Source organism: Haemophilus haemolyticus (assembly GCF_003493605.1).
GTDB lineage: Bacteria > Pseudomonadota > Gammaproteobacteria > Enterobacterales > Pasteurellaceae > Haemophilus > Haemophilus haemolyticus_J.
Genome location: NZ_QQKA01000005.1, coordinates 90,842 through 108,520, shown reverse-complemented (window position 1 = coordinate 108,520; position 17,679 = coordinate 90,842). Strand labels below are relative to the sequence as shown.

Sequence of the window (17,679 nt, the reverse complement as noted above, 5' to 3'; positions counted from 1 at the left end):
AAATATGATTTAGATCAATAATTATAATGTGGTGCTGTTTGGCAATGGCTGAGGTTCGCCTAAAAAATAAGGTTCAACCCCTAATATCAAATCCAAAACCGCTTTTATACGCGCAAAAACTTCTCTTATTTGTGTGGAAAAATGTAATTCTGGCTGTTTTGCCACAAAGCAAATGGCATCAATATTATGTGCTTGGGCAATTAATAGTGCGCGTTCGCAATGAAATTTTTGGCTGACAATCGTAAATGCTTGCACTTGGAAAATTTTATCGGCGCGGATAACGGAATCAAGGGTGCGAAAACCTGCAAAATCACGGAACATTAAAGTTTCTGGCACGCCCATTTTGCGTAAATCGCGAAACATTGCTCTTGGTTCGTTATATTGCAAAGTTCGGTTGTCGCCACTTAATAAAAGATAATTTACTTTTTGTTGTTCGATTAGGCTTTTAGCTGCCATTAAGCGACTATCGTAATAAACGTTCGGTTTTCCGCTGACGGTGTATTTTGATGTGCCAAGCACAAGGGCGTAAGGACGAAAGGGGAGTTCATCAATATTTGTGAATATTTTATCGCGAACATAAAAACTTACGCCTCGATCCACTAGCAAGCAAAGTATAATCGATGCAAAGATTGCGTAGGGTAGTGCGCGAAAAAGTGCGGTGAATTTTGGGGAGAATTTTTTTACTAGCATAGCGGTAAACATAATGAAAAATCGACCGCACTTCAAGGGGAATTTGATGGATTTTGTGAATTGCATTGATGTGCGATAATTTAGCCGTTTAGACGGCTAAAATTTCTTGACAACCTAATCGACTTACTGATAGTTTAAATGCCATTCTGATTATTACGATAGGTTTTCAATGTCTGTGCAAAATGTAGTGCTTTTTGACACACAGCCTTTAACTCTAACGCTTGGCGGCAAACTTTCCCATATTAATGTCGCGTATCAAACTTATGGCACACTCAATGCCGAAAAAAATAATGCGGTATTAGTTTGCCATGCTTTGACTGGCGATGCTGAGCCTTATTTTGATGATGGACGCGATGGCTGGTGGCAGAATTTTATGGGCGCAGGTTTAGCATTGGATACGGATCGTTATTTTTTTATTAGCTCGAACGTATTAGGTGGTTGTAAGGGAACAACTGGGCCTTCATCGATTAATCCGCAAACGGGTAAACCTTATGGTAGCCAATTTCCTAATATTGTTGTGCAAGATATTGTCAAAGTACAAAAAGCCTTGCTTGAGCATCTTGGTATTAGCCATTTAAAAGCGATTATTGGTGGATCTTTTGGCGGTATGCAAGCGAATCAATGGGCGATTGATTATCCTGATTTTATGGATAATATCGTAAATCTTTGTTCATCCATTTATTTTAGTGCAGAAGCCATAGGCTTTAACCATGTTATGCGTCAAGCGGTTATTAATGACCCTAATTTTAACGGTGGCGATTATTACGAGGGGACATCGCCAGATCAAGGGTTATCTATTGCGCGTATGCTAGGTATGCTGACTTACCGCACTGATTTACAACTTGCGAAAGCCTTTGGGCGTGCCACAAAATCAGATGGCAGCTTTTGGGGCGATTACTTTCAAGTTGAATCCTACCTTTCTTATCAAGGCAAAAAATTTTTAGAACGTTTTGATGCTAATAGTTATTTGCATTTATTGCGTGCGTTGGATATGTATGATCCCAGTTTGGGGTATGAAAATGTTAAAGAGGCATTGTCACGCATTAAAGCGCGCTATACGTTGGTTTCTGTGACAACGGATCAACTTTTTAAACCCATTGACCTTTATAAAAGTAAACAACTTTTAGAACAAAGTGGAGTCGATCTACATTTTTACGAATTTCCATCAGATTACGGACACGATGCGTTTTTAGTGGATTATGATCAGTTTGAAAAACGGATTAGAGATGGTTTGGCGGGTAATTAGGTATAAAAAAGTGCGGTGAAATTTCACCGCACTTCTTCTTTTATTATAGGTTATTCTTCAGAACTGCTTTCTTCCAAAGAATCCTCTTCATCTGCATCACAAACACGTTCTAAACTTACTACATGTTCATCATCGGCAGTACGAATTAAACGAACCCCTTGCGTGTTACGACCTACGATGCTTACCTCGCTTACGCGTGTACGAACAAGGGTTCCTGCATCGGTAATCAACATAATTTGGTCTGTTTCTTCAACTTGAGTTGCGGCAACGACTTTACCATTGCGTTCACTCACTTTAATCGAAATCACACCTTTTGTATTACGTGATTTAGTTGGGTATTCACTTAATTGTGTGCGTTTTCCATAGCCGTTTTGCGTTGCGGTTAAAATGGCACCTTCGCCTTTTGGCACAACGAGAGAAACCACTTTATCGATATTTAAGTCTAATGATGCTTCAGCGTTGTCATCAGAAATATGTTCAATTTCTACCGCACTTTCATCGTCAGAAATATCGTTTGTTAAAGCGAGTTTAATGCCGCGAACGCCTGTTGCTAAACGTCCCATTGCACGCACGGCATTTTCTGCAAAACGTACCACGCGACCTTGTGATGAGAACAACATAATTTCGTTGCTGCCATCGGTTATATCTACGCCGATTAATTCGTCTTCATCACGTAAATTCAATGCGATGATACCGTTTGAACGTGGACGGCTAAATTCGGTTAAGGCGATTTTCTTCACAATACCGCCAGCCGTTGCCATGACCACGAATTTATCTTCTTCGTAAGCAGAAACTGGCAAGATTGCAGTAATACGTTCGTTTTCTTGTAATGGAAGAATATTCACAATTGGACGACCGCGTGCGCCACGGCTTGCTTGCGGAAGTTGATATACTTTCAACCAATATAAACGACCACGGCTAGAGAAGCAGAGGATCGTATCGTGAGTGTTTGCTACCAGTAATTTTTCGATGAAATCTTCTTCTTTCATCTTCGTCGCAGATTTGCCTTTACCGCCTCGACGTTGTGCTTCATAGTCAGTTAGTGGTTGGTATTTCACATAACCTTCGTGAGAAAGCGTCACAACCACGTCTTCTTGTGCGATTAAATCTTCTAAATCAATATCGCCAGATGCGGTGGTAATTTCAGTTAAACGATCATCGCCGAATTGTGCTTTCACTTCTTCCAATTCTTCACGAATCACTTCCATTAAACGTTCTGCGCTACTTAAAATATGAAGAAGATCGGCAATTTTAACTAATAATTCTTCATATTCTTTTACAACTTCTTCAAACGCAATGCCCGTTAAACGGTGTAAGCGAAGTTCTAGAATTGCGTTTACTTGCGCTGGCGATAAGTAATATTGTTCGCCTTGAATGCCAAGATTTTCTTCTAAATCATCAGGACGAGCAGAAACATCAAGCAGATTAATAATATCGCTATGTAACGTCCAAGAGCGCGAACTGATTGCTGTTGCGGCCTCTTCACGGTTTTTAGAGTTGCGAATGATCGCAATCATTTCATCGATATTAGAACGAGCAACCGCTAAACCTTCCAAAATATGCGTACGTTCACGCGCTTTGCGAAGCTCAAAGATAGAACGACGTGTAACCACTTCACGGCGGTGTAACACAAAGGATTCAATGATTTCTTTAAGATTAAATAAACGTGGCTGACCGTGATCCAATGCCACCATATTGATACCAAAGGTCACTTGCATTTGAGTAAGGGAGTAAAGATGGTTTAATACCACTTCACCTACTGCATCACGTTTAATATCAATTTCAATACGGATCCCTTCTTTGTTTGAAAGGTCAGTAATATTGCTGATGCCTTCGATTTTTTTCTCGCGAATTAATTCGGCAATTTTCTCGACTAATTTTGCTTTATTTACTTGGTATGGCAATTCAGACACGATAATTTGCTCGCGTCCTTTTTCGTTGGTTTCTACCGTCGCACGAGCACGAACATAAACTTTACCACGACCAGTACGATAGGCTTCTTCAATCCCTTTACGACCATTAATTAACGCAGCCGTTGGGAAGTCAGGCCCTGGAATATGTTGCATTAATTCATCGATGGTAATTTCATTGTTGTCGATATAAGCCAAACAACCATTTAATACTTCATTTAAGTTGTGAGGAGGAATGTTAGTTGCCATCCCCACCGCAATACCAGAAGAACCATTTGCTAAAAGTGCTGGAATACGAGTCGGCAATACATCTGGAATCATTAATTCGCCATCATAGTTTGGCGAGAAATTGACGGTTTCTTTATCCAAATCTGTGAGCAATGCTTGCGTAATTTTTTGCATACGCACTTCGGTATAACGCATTGCAGCGGGTGCATCGCCGTCAATTGAACCAAAGTTACCTTGCCCATCAACCAACATATAGCGAAGTGAGAATGGTTGCGCCATACGAACGATTGTATCGTACACAGCCGAGTCACCATGCGGGTGATATTTACCGATTACATCACCTACAACACGCGCTGATTTTACATATTTTTTATTGGCGGTATTGCCTTCGCGATCCATTGAGAATAGTACGCGGCGGTGAACAGGTTTTAAACCATCTCGAACGTCAGGTAATGCACGCCCAACGATAACCGACATCGCATAGTCAAGGTAGGAAGATTTGAGTTCTTCTTCAATATTGACAGGGGTGATAGATGATTGGATTGAATCCGTCATTGGTATTCCTTTTTTGATCAAAAATTGTGGCGGATTATAGCATAAAGGTATGTTTTTTACATTAGGATTTCGCCTAATGGCGACCTACTTTTTCTTTGCTTTGCCAAAGAAAAAGTAGGCAAAAAGAAAGGCAACCCTGCTTTTCCTTATTTCCTTTGTTCCATTGAATTTGTTTCACGGAAATTTTCTGAACTCGCTGCGCTCAAACAGACGAAAATTTCCTACAAATTCAATTCCACAAAGGTGGAAAAGAAGGGAACCCAATTTGTTCTTTATCCGATTTAAAGTGCGGTCAAAACTCAAAATATTTTTTGTTCTTAAAATGAATTTAAAATTAACCGCACTTTTTAAATAATGCTCTGATAAATTCGGGGCCCCATATAAATCGCCTTTGCGACTTTCAATTTTCAGGCAATTTGCGTCTGTTTGAGCGTAGCGAGTTCAGCAAATTGCCGTTAAGAAAATTGAAACAAAGCAAAGAACAGCGATTTAACTGGGGCGTGTTTTCTTTGCCTACTTTCTTTTACACGAGTAAAAGAAAGTAGGTCGTCGTCAGGCGAAATCCTGACCTAATTATTTCCAATTTTCACGCTTTGCTTTCTGCAACTTTCCATAAGCCTCCAGTAACGCCTGATGTTCCTTAAAGTTTTCCAAATTTTCATCACTTGCAGGAAGATTGTAGAACGGATTACCACCTTCAGAGACAGCAGCCCAAGCGTGTTTAACCGCATCTTTACCATACATTTTCTCAAATACTGCACGATATTGTGCTGGGTCGCGATTTTGATCTAAATGTAATTCAATGATGGAAATTAATGCACGGTAATAATTCACACGTTCTACAGTAAATACAGAACTGTTCATATTCAGCGTCCAGTTTGCCCAATCTAATGCCTGTTCTAATTCGCCTAATGCAAGGTGGAGCATAGATTTTAATTCACCTACGCGTAAAGTTGTCCAGCCGCTATTTTTAGGTGCAACGATGCCGATAAATTCACGCACGCGAGTTGCATCGTCAATATCTTGGCCATCTAATTCTTCTAATAACTCTTGATAGGTTTCCGCATCGTGATGCCAGTTTGGTAAATCGAGTAAAATTTCGCGCCAATCCATGCCCATATTGTTGTTGGCGTAAATTAAATCGTCTGCAGGATAAATATCAGACATGCCTGGCACAATAATGCGGCACGCATAGACATCTAAATGGTTGTAATCCATCACGTAAACTTCTTTTTCATCCGCACGGAAAATCGCCATTAAGTTATTGTATTCTTCCTGCGTTGTACCGCTGAAATCCCAATCAGCAAATTCATAATCAGGCGTTTCTTTGAATAAATCCCAAGAAATTAAACCGCTTGAGTCAATAAAGTGGGTTTCTAAATTAGCGTGTTCAGCCACGTCATCGTTATTGAAAGATGGCGGTGAGAAAACATCCAAATCTTTTAAACTACGACCTTGTAAGAGTTCAGTCACCGTACGTTCTAATGCCACTTGGAAATTTGGATGTGCACCAAAAGAGGCAAAGCACGTGCCATTATTCGGATTGAGTAGCACCACGCAAATAACAGGGTATTTTCCGCCAAGTGAAGCATCAAACGCATAAATTGGGAAGCCTTCTTCCTCTAATTTTGCAATGGAGGCCTGAATAGATGGATAGCGATCCATCACCAATTTTGGAATTTCTGGTAGACTGATCGCTTCAGCGATAATTTTGTTTTTTACATAACGCTCAAAGACTTCTGACAAGCCTTGCACGCGAGCTTCAAATTTTGTATTGCCCGCAGACATGCCATTTGAGACATAAAGGTTGGCAATAATACTTTGTGGAATGTAAACGGTTTGTTCATCCGATTGACGAACATAAGGCATCGCCACGATCCCACGATCATAATTGCCAGATTGTAAATCGACTAATAATTCAGGTGTCAGCTCTGCATTGGGATCAAAATAATCCAATAAATAATCATCTAAAATGCCATTAGGCAGTAAAGCATCATCTTCAATCGGGAACCATTTTTCATTGGGATAATGAACAAAATCGCTGTTTGCAATTTCTTGTCCTAAATAGAAATCGGCAAAGAAATAATTAGTGGAAAGACGCTCAAAATATTCACCAAGGGCGGAGGCTAATGCTGCTTTTTTACTTGCCCCTTTACCATTAGAAAAACATTGCGGGCAGTCTTTATCGCGAATATGCACAGACCACACATTTGGCACAGGATTTAACCAAGATGCCTCTTCAATATTAAAACCAAGTGCGGTCAATTTTTGCTGAAATTTTGCAATACTATCTTCTAATGCGGCATCTTTGCCAGGGATAAAGGTTTGTTCTGTCATTTTTGTTCCTAAATAAGAAAAAAGTGCGGTGAATAATAGGGGAGTTTTAATAGCGGGGCAAGATTTTTTCGGCAAAAATAAACCCCGAAAAATTTCCGGGTTTTCTACCGCACTTTTAACGTATATTTGATTGGAGTTAAAGTAACGTTGGATTGAACCGCATTTTCAAGGCAATCGTAATTATGGCGAAAATTTTTTCATCGTTGAGAGGAAAGTTTTCGCGTAAAGTGCGGTGGGAATCAGTTATGTTTATTTGAGCTTGTGATAATTCATTTAGTAAAATCGGGAGCGAAAGATTCAGCTGCTCGGTGATTTGTTGAATAGAAAAATGCTCGAAAGTCATCATCAAGCGATCTAAATTGCAGTAAGAGGGCATGCGATTATTTGTGATGAGATCGGCAAATTGCGTGTTGATTTTTACCCATTTCTTCTTACGGCTATAAAAATGCAGTAACAAACCAAATACGGTAAATCCAGAAAAGAAAAGATGAATCTCTAAGGCTTGACTAAAAGAAAATCCTAGCCACATTGAAATGCCACTTGCAACAACGAAAAGCAAACTTAAGGCTAGTCCCCACACTAAGAAAAATTTATAAATTACTTCAAATTTCATTGAATTATCCTTATCTACGAAATAAATTTGTATAATAAAATATATAACGTTAAACATTATAGAACCATTTTGCCTATTTTTGCTGCGTTATATTTAAATAAATATAGCGATATTGTAAAATTCGCCATTATTTCTCATTTCTAAGGAGCTAAAATGAAAAAAATGTTCACGATTTTCACCGCACTTTTTGCTTTGCAAGTGAGTGCTCAAGATTTAACTTACCAAGCAGGCAGCTTGCCTGAACCAGCCAAAATTGAAAAAGTATTAAGCGCGGGGAATCCGAGTGATGTGTTGTTACTTGCCGTTGCGCCTGAAAAATTAGCAGGCTTTGCTGGCTTTAAAATGGAATCAAAGGCAGGTGTATTGTTTGACGGTGAGATTAAAAAATTACCCACACTCGGTAAAATTGCAGGAAAAGGCAGTACGCTTTCAGCAGAAAAAATCGTTGCGCTAAAACCTGATTTGATTATTGATGTGGGGAATGTTGCGCCGAATTATAAAGATCAAGCTGACCGCACTTTTGCTCAAACTCAAGTGCCTTATTTGTTGTTAGATGGAAGATTAAGTGAAACACCCGCTTTATTGCGCAAATTAGGTAAATTGCTTGGTAACGAAAAACAAGCTGAAGCACAAGCCAAATATGCGGAAGAAACTCTGAAACAAGCACGTGATTTTGTTAAACAACATCATAAAACAGCCTATTTAGCGCGTAATGCAGATGGCTTGCAAACTGGTCAAAAAGGTTCGATTCATACGGAAGCAATGGAATTGGTTGGATTAGAAAACGTCGCAGAGGGAGATCAAAAAGGATTAACTCAAGTTTCAATGGAACAACTTTTATTGTGGAATCCTCAAATGATTTTCACCCAATATGATGAGTTTTATAAAGATCTTGAAAACAATCCGCAGTGGAAAGAATTAAGTGCGGTGAAAAATCAGCAAGTTTTCTTTGTGCCGCATACACCATTTGGTTGGATTGATTCACCACCAAGTTTAAACCGTTTATTAGGCGTGCGTTGGTTACAACATATTTTGAGTGGCAAGGCGAATGCTGACTTTGTGCCTGAAGTTCAACGCTTCTATAAATTGTTTTATCACATTGATTTAACCGACGAGCAAGCACTTAAGTTGTTTCAAGTAAAATGATGAGATCGACTTTTCTTTTACGTTCGCCTCGTTTGTTTTTTGTCTTGTTAGTGGGATTGTTGCTTGGCAGTATTTTACTTGCTTTGAATGTGGGGAAATACCCGCTTTCGGCTAGCCAACTTTGGGAGACGATAAGCTGCTGGTTCAACGGACAATGTGAAGGAAACACGGAACAAATAGTATTGTGGCAAATTCGTTTGCCACGTATTTTTACCGCTTGTTTTGTAGGTGCTGCGCTTGCTTGTGCAGGCGCAACTTATCAAGGTATGTTTAAAAATCCGCTTGTTTCGCCAGATATTTTAGGCGTTTCAGCAGGCGCAGGTTTTGGGGCAAGTTTGGCAATTTTTTATAATTTGCCAATGGTTTATATCCAGTTTTTTGCTTTTAGCGGTGGCATTTTAGCTGTGTTATGCGTATCACTCATTGCCTCGCGTAGTCGTACTCAAGATCCTATTTTAGTGCTGGTGCTTTCTGGGATTGCAATCGGTTCTTTGCTTGGTGCTGGCATTTCTTTGTTAAAAATTCTTGCCGATCCTTTCACCCAATTACCTTCAATCACTTTTTGGCTACTTGGTAGCCTGACGGCCATTAATCAACAAGATTTAATTCAACTGATCCCAATGTTGTTGCTAGGGATTATTCCCATTTTTTTATTGCGTTGGCGGTTAAATTTACTGTCTCTTGATGAAGATGAAGCACAAACGCTAGGCGTACCGATTAAACGTACTCGCTGGATTTTAATTGTATTTACCACACTTTGTACGGCAAGTGCGGTGGCAATGACGGGGATTATTGGCTGGGTTGGTTTATTGGTACCGCATATTGCACGCTTGTTGGTGGGCGCAAATTTTATTCGTTTATTGCCAACATCCTTATTGCTTGGTGCGTCTTTTTTATTGCTTACTGATACGCTGGCTCGCACGATTGCACCGATTGAATTACCACTTGGTATTTTGACTTCTGCGTGTGGTGCACCATTTTTCCTTTATTTATTAGTGCGAGGGCAAAAATAATGTTACTCGAAACACAAAATCTTGCCATTGGCTATGAAGGAAAAACACTGGTTCAACATATCCAATTTACTCTAGAGGAAAATCAAATTTGTTGTTTGCTTGGTGCAAATGGTGCAGGCAAAAGTACGTTTTTGAAAACCTTATTGGGGTTACAGCCTCCAATTAACGGCGAGATTTTTTGGCAAGAAAAATCACTTCCTCATTATTCACCAACAGAATTGGCTCGTCATATTGCTTATGTGCCACAAGCGCATTCTCATTTATTTCCTTTTTTAGTACAGGATATGGTGATGATGGGAAGAAGTGCTTTTTTGAAGTGGTATCAAACTCCGAAAAAATCTGATTTGGATTTAGCATTAATGGCGTTGCGAGAGTTAGACATTGCTCATCTTGCGCAACGTTATTATCATCAATTAAGTGACGGCGAAAAACAGCTTGTGTTGATTGCCCGTGCGATTGCTCAACAAGCCAAACTTTTAATTATGGACGAACCGACTTCCAGCCTTGATTTTGGTAATCAAATTCGAGTGTTAGAAAAAATAAAACAACTGCAAAAGCAAAATATTGCGCTTATTATTAGTACGCATAATCCACAACAAGCGGCATTTTTAGGGGATAATATTGTTTTGCTTGATCAACAATTTAGTTTTCAACAAGGCGATAAAAAACATTTATTAACCTTAGAAAACTTGGCGAAAATTTACCGCACTTCGCCCGAACTTTTACATCAACATTTGAATAACCACATTGAAAAATCACTATGACTATTTACGACATCAATTTTGCTGAACTTTATCAACAACACTTAATCGCTTGTAATCATTACAACTTGCCTCCGACAAAATGGGATAAAAAAGCCGTGAAAATGGCAGAGAATTTGGTCGGAAAGCCTTCTGCATATAATCAGCAATTATTGCAAGCTATGAATGTGAAAGCCGATGAAACTGTGTTGGATATTGGCTGTGGGCCTGGTACTTTTGCTGTACCGCTCGCACAACAAGGCTCAACGGTATATGCTTTGGATTATAGCAATGGAATGTTAGACTGTTTGGCACAATTCAAGCAGAAATTGGGGTTGCATCATCTTACGACATTTCATAAATCTTGGGCGAATAATTGGGATGATGTGCCACAAGCTGATGTAGTGTTGGCATCTCGTTCAACGTTGGTGGACGATTTGGACGATATGATCGAAAAACTCTGTGCCAAAGCGAAAAAACGTGTGTTTTTGACTTCTGTCACACAACGTCATTTTTTAGATGAGGGCGTATTTGAGGCGATTGGCCGTGAAGATATTGGTTTTCCCACTTATATTTATTTACTCAATCGGTTGTATCAAAAAGGCATTCAGGCAAATTTGAATTTTATTGAAACGGAATCGGGTTGTTTTCAAGGTGAAAGCTACGAGGATTTATTAGCCTTGGTGGAATTCTCTTTAGGCGAGCTTTCCGAAAAAGAAAAACAAGGTTTGAAAGCCTTTTACAATCGTAAACAAGCCAATAACGAACCCATTTCTCACGGGCAGAAAAAATGGGCGTTGATTTGGTGGAATGTGGATCGCATCTAATGTTTCAAGCGGAATCAATTTATTTTTCTATCACAAATGAAAAGGACGATTATGTTATTTGCTTTACCTGTGCTGAATGATAACTACATTTGGCTTTATCAACGAGAAAATCTGCCTCTTATTATTGTCGATTTGCCTGAAACGGACAAGCTGTTTGCATGGCTAGATAAGCAAAACGCAACGATTGAAGCGGTGTTGCTTACTCACGAACATGATGATCATACACAAGGTGTGTCGGCATTTAAAAAACGCTATCCAACAGTGCCGATTTATGGGCCGCAAGAATGTGAGAAAAAAGGTGCAACTCAAATTGTGAACGAAGGGCAGATCCTTACCACACATTATCAAATTGATGTCATTCCGACGGGTGGACACACTAAACAGCACGTTAGTTTTTTAGTGGATAATCATTTATTTTGTGGTGATGCGTTATTTTCAGCTGGTTGTGGACGTGTTTTCACTGGTAATTATGCGCAGATGTTTGATGGTTTGCAGCGTTTGAATACATTGCCTGACGAGACGATTGTTTGCCCTGCTCATGAATATACCTTGGGGAATTTAGCATTTGCGAAAACGGTGCTGGTGGAGAAAAGTGCGGTAGAAAAACAACGTATTTTTGTTGAAAAACAGCGGTCTGAAAATAAACCAAGTTTGCCGACCACCTTAAAACTTGAGCGAGAAATTAATCCGTTTTTACAAGTAAAAACACTTGAAGAATTTACCGCACTTCGCAAGGCAAAAGATATTTTCTAAGTTATCTTTTTTATTGAGGCAAAGTGCGGTGATTTTTTAAATTAGCGGGCTATTTCTTTCTCGCTAACATTGTGGCAAATTTCATTTTAATGCGATTGCCGTTTTCATCGGTTTTGTGCAGTTCGCCCATATTTTCGTTATATTCTAAAAATTCCCAATCTTTGTAATATTCTTTCAATTCGTTTTCAGCAAAAGTGAAAGAGAACGGAAGTGGGCAAGGCACATCATCTGTGGACATGGCTGCAACGATTAAGTTATACCCGCCAATATTGGTGTGTTCTTGCATATTTTTAATGATTGACGGCACACGTTCACGATTTAAGAACATAAACACTACTGTTGAAACAATAAAATCATAGTTTTCTTGAATGTTGGCGGAATTAATGTCGTAAAGTGTGGTAGAAATATTAAGGTTTTCTTTCTCTTTGGTTTCATTTAAAAAGGCAATGCTGTTTTCATTGTGATCCCAAGAGGTCACATCATAGCCTAATAAACTTAAATAAAGTGAATTACGCCCTTGGCCGCAACCTAAATCTAATACTTTACAAGGCGAGATAATTTTTGCTGCATCCACTACATCGCCGTGAGTGGCAGTCATATTGTATTTTTTACTGAAGTAATCTTCTTTTTTGCAATAGAAACCTAGGGTACATTCTAGGTCATCAGAAAGCGCTTCAACACGATGCCAAGCTTGAGGTTCAACAAAAGGAATATCGCTTTCTGGGGTAAAAATATGCTCGGCAATGACATCGCCATTTTCGGTTAGCTCATAAAATTTGAGCTTACCTTTTAATACAGTTAATTTTCCCCAAGTGCCGACTTTTGTGTTGTGCTTTTCTTGGAACATTTGTGGTAATTTGTCTTTTGTCCACACTGGCATTTGTTTATAGCAGATTAATTCGTTTTTCATAATATTCTCCAAATAGATAAATAGTTGAGTGTTATAGTAGGTTATAAGTCACCTATTTTCAACAAGAAAATAAAAGGGCAACGTAATGTTGCCCTAATTTAGATTGAATTGATTATTTTACTTGCATGCCCGCAGTGACACCGCTATCGGCAGATAACAAGAATAAATCACTACCGCCCGTGCCTGCGGATAGAATCATTCCTTCAGATACACCGAATTTCATTTTACGTGGTGCAAGGTTTGCCACCATAATCACAAAACGACCTTCTAATTCTTCAGGTTTATTGTAAGCTGCTTTAATGCCAGAGAAGACTTGACGAGTATGATCGCCAAGATCCAATTCAAAACGTAAAAGTTTATTAGATTCTGGCATAGCTTCGCATTTCAACACTTTTGCTACACGCATATCAAGTTTAGCAAAATCATCAATAGTGATGGTTTCAGCAATAGGTTCAACGGTAGAAAGTGCGGTTGGTTTTGCTTCAGTTTTTTCTGCGGCTTTATTCGCTGCGGCAAATAAAGCTTTGGTTTCTTCCACAACGGCATCAATTTGTTTTTTCTCTAAACGAGAGAATAAGGCTTTAAACGGTGCAAGAGTATGGCCAAGTAATGGTTGATGAATATTATCCCAACGTAATTCAGCTTGTAAGAAGGCTTCTGCACGTTCTGCCAGTTTTGGAAGAACAGGTTTTAAGTAAGACATCAACACGCGGAAAAGCTCAATTCCCATTGAACATACGGCTTGCAATTCTGCCTCTTTGCCTTCTTCTTTTGCAATCACCCAAGGGGCTTTTTCATCAATGTATTTATTGGCTTTATCCGTTAATGCCATAATTTCACGAATGGCTTTATTGTATTCACGGCTTTCGTAGTAAGCGGCGATTTGTTCGGCTTGGGCGGTAAATTCTGCAAATAATGTTTCATCTTCCAGTTTATCCGCAAGTTTGCCTTCAAAGCGTTTCGCAATAAAGCCGGCATTGCGTGAAGCTAAATTCACTAATTTGTTTACAATATCTGTATTTACACGTTGTACGAAATCGTCAAGGTTAAAGTCTAAATCTTCAATGCGATCATTTAATTTTGCCGCATAGTAATAACGCAAACATTCAGGATCGATATGATTCAAATAAGTGCTGGCTTGAATGAAAGTTCCGCGAGATTTTGACATCTTCGCCCCATCCACCGTGACATAGCCGTGAGTGAATACATTAGTCGGTTTACGATAGCCACTGCCTTCAAGCATCGCAGGCCAGAATAGACTGTGGAAATAAACGATGTCTTTACCGATGAAATGATAAAGCTCCGCATCACTGCCTTCCGCCCAAAATTCATTGAAATCAATGCCTTCACGATTGCATAGATTTTTGAATGAAGCCATATAGCCGATTGGCGCATCTAACCAAACATAGAAGAATTTATCTTTTGCGCCCGGAATTTCAAAACCAAAATAAGGCGCATCGCGTGAAATATCCCATTGTTGTAAACCACTCTCAAACCATTCTTGCATTTTGTTCGCAATTTCAGATTGAAGTGAGCCAGAACGAGTCCATTCTTTCAACATCCCTTCGAATGCAGGTAAGTCAAAGAAAAAGTGTTCAGATTCTTTTACAACAGGTGTCGCGCCAGAAACAGCTGAACGAGGATTAATTAAATCCATTGGGCTATAAGTAGAAGCACACACTTCGCAGTTATCGCCATATTGATCTTCAGCTTTACATTTCGGGCAAGTGCCTTTCACAAAACGATCAGGCAAGAACATATTTTTTTCAGGGTCGAATAACTGAGAAATAACTTTACTCTTAATAAAGCCATTGGCTTTGAGTTTATTGTAAATTTCTGCGGTAAGCTCTTTGTTTTCTTCGCTGTGAGTGGAATGATAGTTATCAAAACTAATATTGAAACCTGCAAAATCACGAACGTGATCGGCTTTTGCGTTAGCAATTAATTCTTCGGGTGTAATGCCAAGTTTATCGGCATTCAGCATAATCGGTGTGCCGTGTGCATCGTCCGCACAGACAAAATGGATTTTATTGCCACGCATACGTTGAAAACGCACCCAAATATCCGCTTGGATATGTTCTAACATATGGCCTAAATGAATTGCCCCATTGGCATAAGGCAAGGCACAAGTGACTAAAATTTTACGGGGTTGAGTTGTCATTTATTATTCTCTTTTTTAGCATATAAAAATTGTGCTTATCTTACTTTAAATAGGGGATTTTTTCTAGTTTGAAAATGGAAGGAAAATCCACCTCACTTTATTTAAAATTACCTATTTTAAAAGCTTAAAATTTAATCATTTTGTACCCAGTATACTGGGTGTTAGTTTCTCTTTACAGAGAAACTAACAAAACATATTGCCAAACAAAAATTTGGTATTTTTTATAAATCAACTTAAGAGATTATTATATGAAATTGACAAAAACACTGCTTACCAGCGCATTGTTAGGTGCCTCTATTCTTTCTTTTCATCCAACTGTGGCAGCTATGGATTTCGGAACACAAGTGGGTATAGATGCTTATAGGAAGAAGGATTTCGCACAGGCTGCAGAACAGTTTAAAGATGCAGGTATAGTGAGAGGAGATCCTACAGCGCAAATACTTTTGGGGCAAATGTATTATTATGGGGAATTTTTTAAGCAAGATTATGTTGAGGCTGCAAAATGGTATCGTAAAGCTGCAGATCAGGGGGCGAAGTTTGGCTTACTTTTCTTAGGTGAGATGTATGAAAACGGAGAAGGTGTAGAAAAAGATTATGCTGAAGCAGTAAAATTGTATAGAAAGGCTGCAGAGCAGGGGAGTCCAGAAGGTCAAATGGCCTTAGGTTCAATGTATAGATTTGGAAAAGGCGTAGAAAAAGATTATGCTGAGGCAATAAAGTTGTATAGAAAGTCTGCAGAGCAAGGAAATTTCACGGCACTATTTTTCTTAGGTGAGATGTATGATAATGGAGTAGGCGTTAAACAAAATAAAGCGAAAGCCAAAGAATTATTTAAGAAATCTTGTGAACAAGGTACAAAGGAAGCTTGTAAAGCTTTAAAAAGTTACAATAAGAAATAGGGGAAAAATATTATGAAAAAACAATTGATTGCTATGGTTTCTTTGGTTGGAACACTTTCTGTATTATCTGCTTGTACTTCTAATAAAGATATTACCTTTCCTGCAATGATTTCGCCTTTGGCATTAGATGTTGAAACTTGTTCATCACAAGCTAAATCTGATTTTCAATTAGGTGTGGCAGCTTACAAAGATAAGAAATACGCTCAATCTTTTGAGTTATTTACTAAGGCGAGTGAGAAAAATTGTGCAAATGCTGATTTCTATCTTGCAGCGCAATATTATAATGGACAACATCTCTCAAAAAACCTTGAGGTGGCAAAAGAAAAATTTAAACAGGCTTGTCATAAAGGGCTAAAAACAGCTTGTATAATGGAATGATTTGAGTTTAGTCCATTATTTGAGTAAATACCTGTTTCTGAAATCGCTTATCAGAAACAGGTTTTTTATTCGGTTTGAAAAACTTTAACTTAACATACCGCACTTTCCGTGATTAAATATGCCCGACAAATTTACTCTACTAAACAGGAAGTTATTATGGCAACCTACTTTTCTGATAATTTGACTGCCGAACAGCAAAATCAAGTTCAGCAGATTATTCAACAATTTCAGCATCCAACCCTGCAAAAGGATTTGATTTCCCTTAATACTTTGAAAAAAGTGGAAAAGGGCGGTGATACTTTACGTATAGAATTGAAATTACCTTTTGCGTGGAATTCTGGTGCAGAACAATTAAAACAAGCGGTTTCAGATGCGTTATTGAAAGCAACAGATTGCAAAGCAATTAAATGGGCGGTGACTTATCAAATCGCCACACTTAAACGTGCAAATAATCAACCAGCCGTAAAAGGTGTGAAAAATATTATTGCGGTGAGTTCTGGTAAAGGCGGTGTAGGGAAATCATCAGTTTCTGTTAATCTCGCTTTAGCATTACAAGCACAAGGCGCTCGTGTTGGGATTTTAGATGCGGATATTTATGGCCCTTCTATTCCACATATGTTAGGCGCAGCGGATCAACGTCCAACTTCGCCAGATAATCAACACATCACTCCAATTAAAGCACATGGTTTATCTGCAAATTCCATTGGCTTTTTAATGAATGAAGATAGCGCAACAATTTGGCGTGGCCCAATGGCAAGTAGTGCATTAAGCCAATTATTAAATGAAACTCTATGGGATAGTTTAGATTATCTTGTTATCGATATGCCTCCGGGCACTGGCGATATTCAACTTACCTTATCACAACAAATCCCTGTGACTGGTGCAGTGGTAGTGACAACTCCGCAAGATATTGCTTTGCTTGATGCTGTGAAAGGTATTTCAATGTTTGAGCGAGTATCCGTGCCAGTGTTAGGCATTGTGGAAAATATGTCGATGCATATTTGTAGTAAGTGCGGTCATCACGAAGCGATTTTTGGCACAGGCGGTGCAGAGAAAATGGCGGAAAAATACAATGTAAAAGTATTAGCTCAACTTCCTTTACACATTCGTATCCGTGAAGATTTAGATGCGGGCAACCCAACTGTTGTGCGAGTGCCTGAAAATGAAATTTCACAAGCATTCCTACAACTCGCAGAGAAAGTCTCTACAGAACTTTACTGGCAAGGTTCTGTAATTCCAAGTGAGATTCTATTTAAAGAAGTGAAATAATCAA

15 protein-coding genes are annotated in these 17,679 nt (G+C 38.9%); 9 read left to right on the top strand and 6 right to left on the bottom strand.

Features of this window, described 5'->3' with window-relative positions; genetic code table 11:
• Positions 1-21 precede the first annotated feature (21 nt).
• On the bottom strand, positions 22-702 hold the full coding sequence (locus DV424_RS05230) for a SanA/YdcF family protein (protein ID WP_118859306.1): 681 nt from the start codon (positions 700-702) through the stop codon (positions 22-24).
• A gap of 157 nt (positions 703-859) precedes the next feature.
• On the opposite strand from DV424_RS05230, the gene metX reads away from it, so the two are divergent.
• Positions 860-1,936 (top strand): homoserine O-acetyltransferase MetX, encoded by a 1,077-nt coding sequence (metX, locus tag DV424_RS05225; protein WP_118859305.1) that lies wholly within the window; start codon positions 860-862, stop codon positions 1,934-1,936.
• Between the two features lie 50 nt (positions 1,937-1,986).
• Here the strand turns inward: metX and gyrA are convergent, their stop codons facing one another.
• The 3 genes from gyrA to DV424_RS05200 form a co-directional block, all read right to left on the bottom strand.
• Complete coding sequence (gene gyrA / locus DV424_RS05220) at positions 1,987-4,629, bottom strand: DNA topoisomerase (ATP-hydrolyzing) subunit A (protein ID WP_118859304.1); 2,643 nt, start codon at positions 4,627-4,629, stop codon at positions 1,987-1,989.
• A gap of 573 nt (positions 4,630-5,202) precedes the next feature.
• Positions 5,203-6,966 (bottom strand): 30S ribosomal protein S12 methylthiotransferase accessory factor YcaO, encoded by a 1,764-nt coding sequence (gene ycaO / locus DV424_RS05205; RefSeq protein ID WP_118859303.1) that lies wholly within the window; start codon positions 6,964-6,966, stop codon positions 5,203-5,205.
• A 136-nt stretch (positions 6,967-7,102) separates the two neighbouring features.
• Positions 7,103-7,579 (bottom strand): hypothetical protein, encoded by a 477-nt coding sequence (locus tag DV424_RS05200; RefSeq protein ID WP_192880653.1) that lies wholly within the window; start codon positions 7,577-7,579, stop codon positions 7,103-7,105.
• A gap of 153 nt (positions 7,580-7,732) precedes the next feature.
• Between DV424_RS05200 and DV424_RS05195 the strand changes: the two genes are divergently transcribed.
• From DV424_RS05195 to gloB, 5 genes are read left to right on the top strand one after another with little or no spacing between them, the layout of a single operon-like run.
• Positions 7,733-8,725, top strand: coding sequence for an iron ABC transporter substrate-binding protein (locus tag DV424_RS05195; RefSeq protein ID WP_118859302.1), 993 nt, complete (start codon positions 7,733-7,735; stop codon positions 8,723-8,725).
• Positions 8,722-9,738 carry a FecCD family ABC transporter permease gene (locus tag DV424_RS05190; RefSeq protein WP_118805875.1) on the top strand — a complete coding sequence of 339 codons (1,017 nt, stop codon included), beginning with the start codon at positions 8,722-8,724 and terminating at the stop codon, positions 9,736-9,738. The genes DV424_RS05195 and DV424_RS05190 overlap by 4 nt, the downstream gene beginning before the upstream one ends.
• Positions 9,738-10,502, top strand: a complete 765-nt coding sequence (locus DV424_RS05185) for an ABC transporter ATP-binding protein (RefSeq protein ID WP_118859301.1) — start codon at positions 9,738-9,740, stop codon at positions 10,500-10,502. Before DV424_RS05190 ends, DV424_RS05185 begins: the two co-directional genes overlap by 1 nt.
• A complete protein-coding gene (locus DV424_RS05180; protein WP_118859300.1) occupies positions 10,499-11,305 on the top strand; it encodes a class I SAM-dependent methyltransferase in 807 nt (268 codons plus the stop codon). Before DV424_RS05185 ends, DV424_RS05180 begins: the two co-directional genes overlap by 4 nt.
• Before the next feature lie 51 nt (positions 11,306-11,356).
• Positions 11,357-12,058, top strand: a complete 702-nt coding sequence (gene gloB, locus DV424_RS05175; RefSeq protein WP_118859299.1) for a hydroxyacylglutathione hydrolase — start codon at positions 11,357-11,359, stop codon at positions 12,056-12,058.
• A gap of 49 nt (positions 12,059-12,107) precedes the next feature.
• Here the strand turns inward: gloB and tehB are convergent, their stop codons facing one another.
• Positions 12,108-12,968, bottom strand: coding sequence for an SAM-dependent methyltransferase TehB (tehB, locus tag DV424_RS05170; RefSeq protein ID WP_118859298.1), 861 nt, complete (start codon positions 12,966-12,968; stop codon positions 12,108-12,110).
• Between the two features lie 112 nt (positions 12,969-13,080).
• Positions 13,081-15,129 (bottom strand): methionine--tRNA ligase, encoded by a 2,049-nt coding sequence (metG, locus tag DV424_RS05165; protein WP_118859297.1) that lies wholly within the window; start codon positions 15,127-15,129, stop codon positions 13,081-13,083.
• A gap of 248 nt (positions 15,130-15,377) precedes the next feature.
• Here metG and DV424_RS05160 point away from each other — a divergent pair, with 248 nt between their 5' ends.
• From DV424_RS05160 to apbC, 3 genes are all read left to right on the top strand, one after another.
• On the top strand, positions 15,378-16,028 hold the full coding sequence (locus DV424_RS05160) for a tetratricopeptide repeat protein (RefSeq protein WP_118859296.1): 651 nt from the start codon (positions 15,378-15,380) through the stop codon (positions 16,026-16,028).
• A gap of 12 nt (positions 16,029-16,040) precedes the next feature.
• Positions 16,041-16,406 (top strand): SEL1-like repeat protein, encoded by a 366-nt coding sequence (locus DV424_RS05155; RefSeq protein ID WP_118803477.1) that lies wholly within the window; start codon positions 16,041-16,043, stop codon positions 16,404-16,406.
• Positions 16,407-16,562: 156 nt separating this feature from the next.
• Entirely contained in the window at positions 16,563-17,675 is a 1,113-nt protein-coding gene (apbC, locus tag DV424_RS05150; RefSeq protein WP_118859295.1) for an iron-sulfur cluster carrier protein ApbC, read from the top strand.
• Positions 17,676-17,679 lie beyond the last annotated feature (4 nt).

Excerpts from the sequence above, each read along its gene's own strand:
- DV424_RS05230 (WP_118859306.1), bottom strand. The coding sequence starts at position 702 with ATGTTTACCGCTATGCTAGTAAAAAAATTCTCCCCAAAATTCACCGCA.
- metX (WP_118859305.1), top strand. The coding sequence starts at position 860 with ATGTCTGTGCAAAATGTAGTGCTTTTTGACACACAGCCTTTAACTCTA.
- gyrA (WP_118859304.1), bottom strand. The coding sequence starts at position 4,629 with ATGACGGATTCAATCCAATCATCTATCACCCCTGTCAATATTGAAGAA.
- ycaO (WP_118859303.1), bottom strand. The coding sequence starts at position 6,966 with ATGACAGAACAAACCTTTATCCCTGGCAAAGATGCCGCATTAGAAGAT.
- DV424_RS05200 (WP_192880653.1), bottom strand. The coding sequence starts at position 7,579 with ATGAAATTTGAAGTAATTTATAAATTTTTCTTAGTGTGGGGACTAGCC.
- DV424_RS05195 (WP_118859302.1), top strand. The coding sequence starts at position 7,733 with ATGAAAAAAATGTTCACGATTTTCACCGCACTTTTTGCTTTGCAAGTG.
- DV424_RS05190 (WP_118805875.1), top strand. The coding sequence starts at position 8,722 with ATGATGAGATCGACTTTTCTTTTACGTTCGCCTCGTTTGTTTTTTGTC.
- DV424_RS05185 (WP_118859301.1), top strand. The coding sequence starts at position 9,738 with ATGTTACTCGAAACACAAAATCTTGCCATTGGCTATGAAGGAAAAACA.
- DV424_RS05180 (WP_118859300.1), top strand. The coding sequence starts at position 10,499 with ATGACTATTTACGACATCAATTTTGCTGAACTTTATCAACAACACTTA.
- gloB (WP_118859299.1), top strand. The coding sequence starts at position 11,357 with ATGTTATTTGCTTTACCTGTGCTGAATGATAACTACATTTGGCTTTAT.
- tehB (WP_118859298.1), bottom strand. The coding sequence starts at position 12,968 with ATGAAAAACGAATTAATCTGCTATAAACAAATGCCAGTGTGGACAAAA.
- metG (WP_118859297.1), bottom strand. The coding sequence starts at position 15,129 with ATGACAACTCAACCCCGTAAAATTTTAGTCACTTGTGCCTTGCCTTAT.
- DV424_RS05160 (WP_118859296.1), top strand. The coding sequence starts at position 15,378 with ATGAAATTGACAAAAACACTGCTTACCAGCGCATTGTTAGGTGCCTCT.
- DV424_RS05155 (WP_118803477.1), top strand. The coding sequence starts at position 16,041 with ATGAAAAAACAATTGATTGCTATGGTTTCTTTGGTTGGAACACTTTCT.
- apbC (WP_118859295.1), top strand. The coding sequence starts at position 16,563 with ATGGCAACCTACTTTTCTGATAATTTGACTGCCGAACAGCAAAATCAA.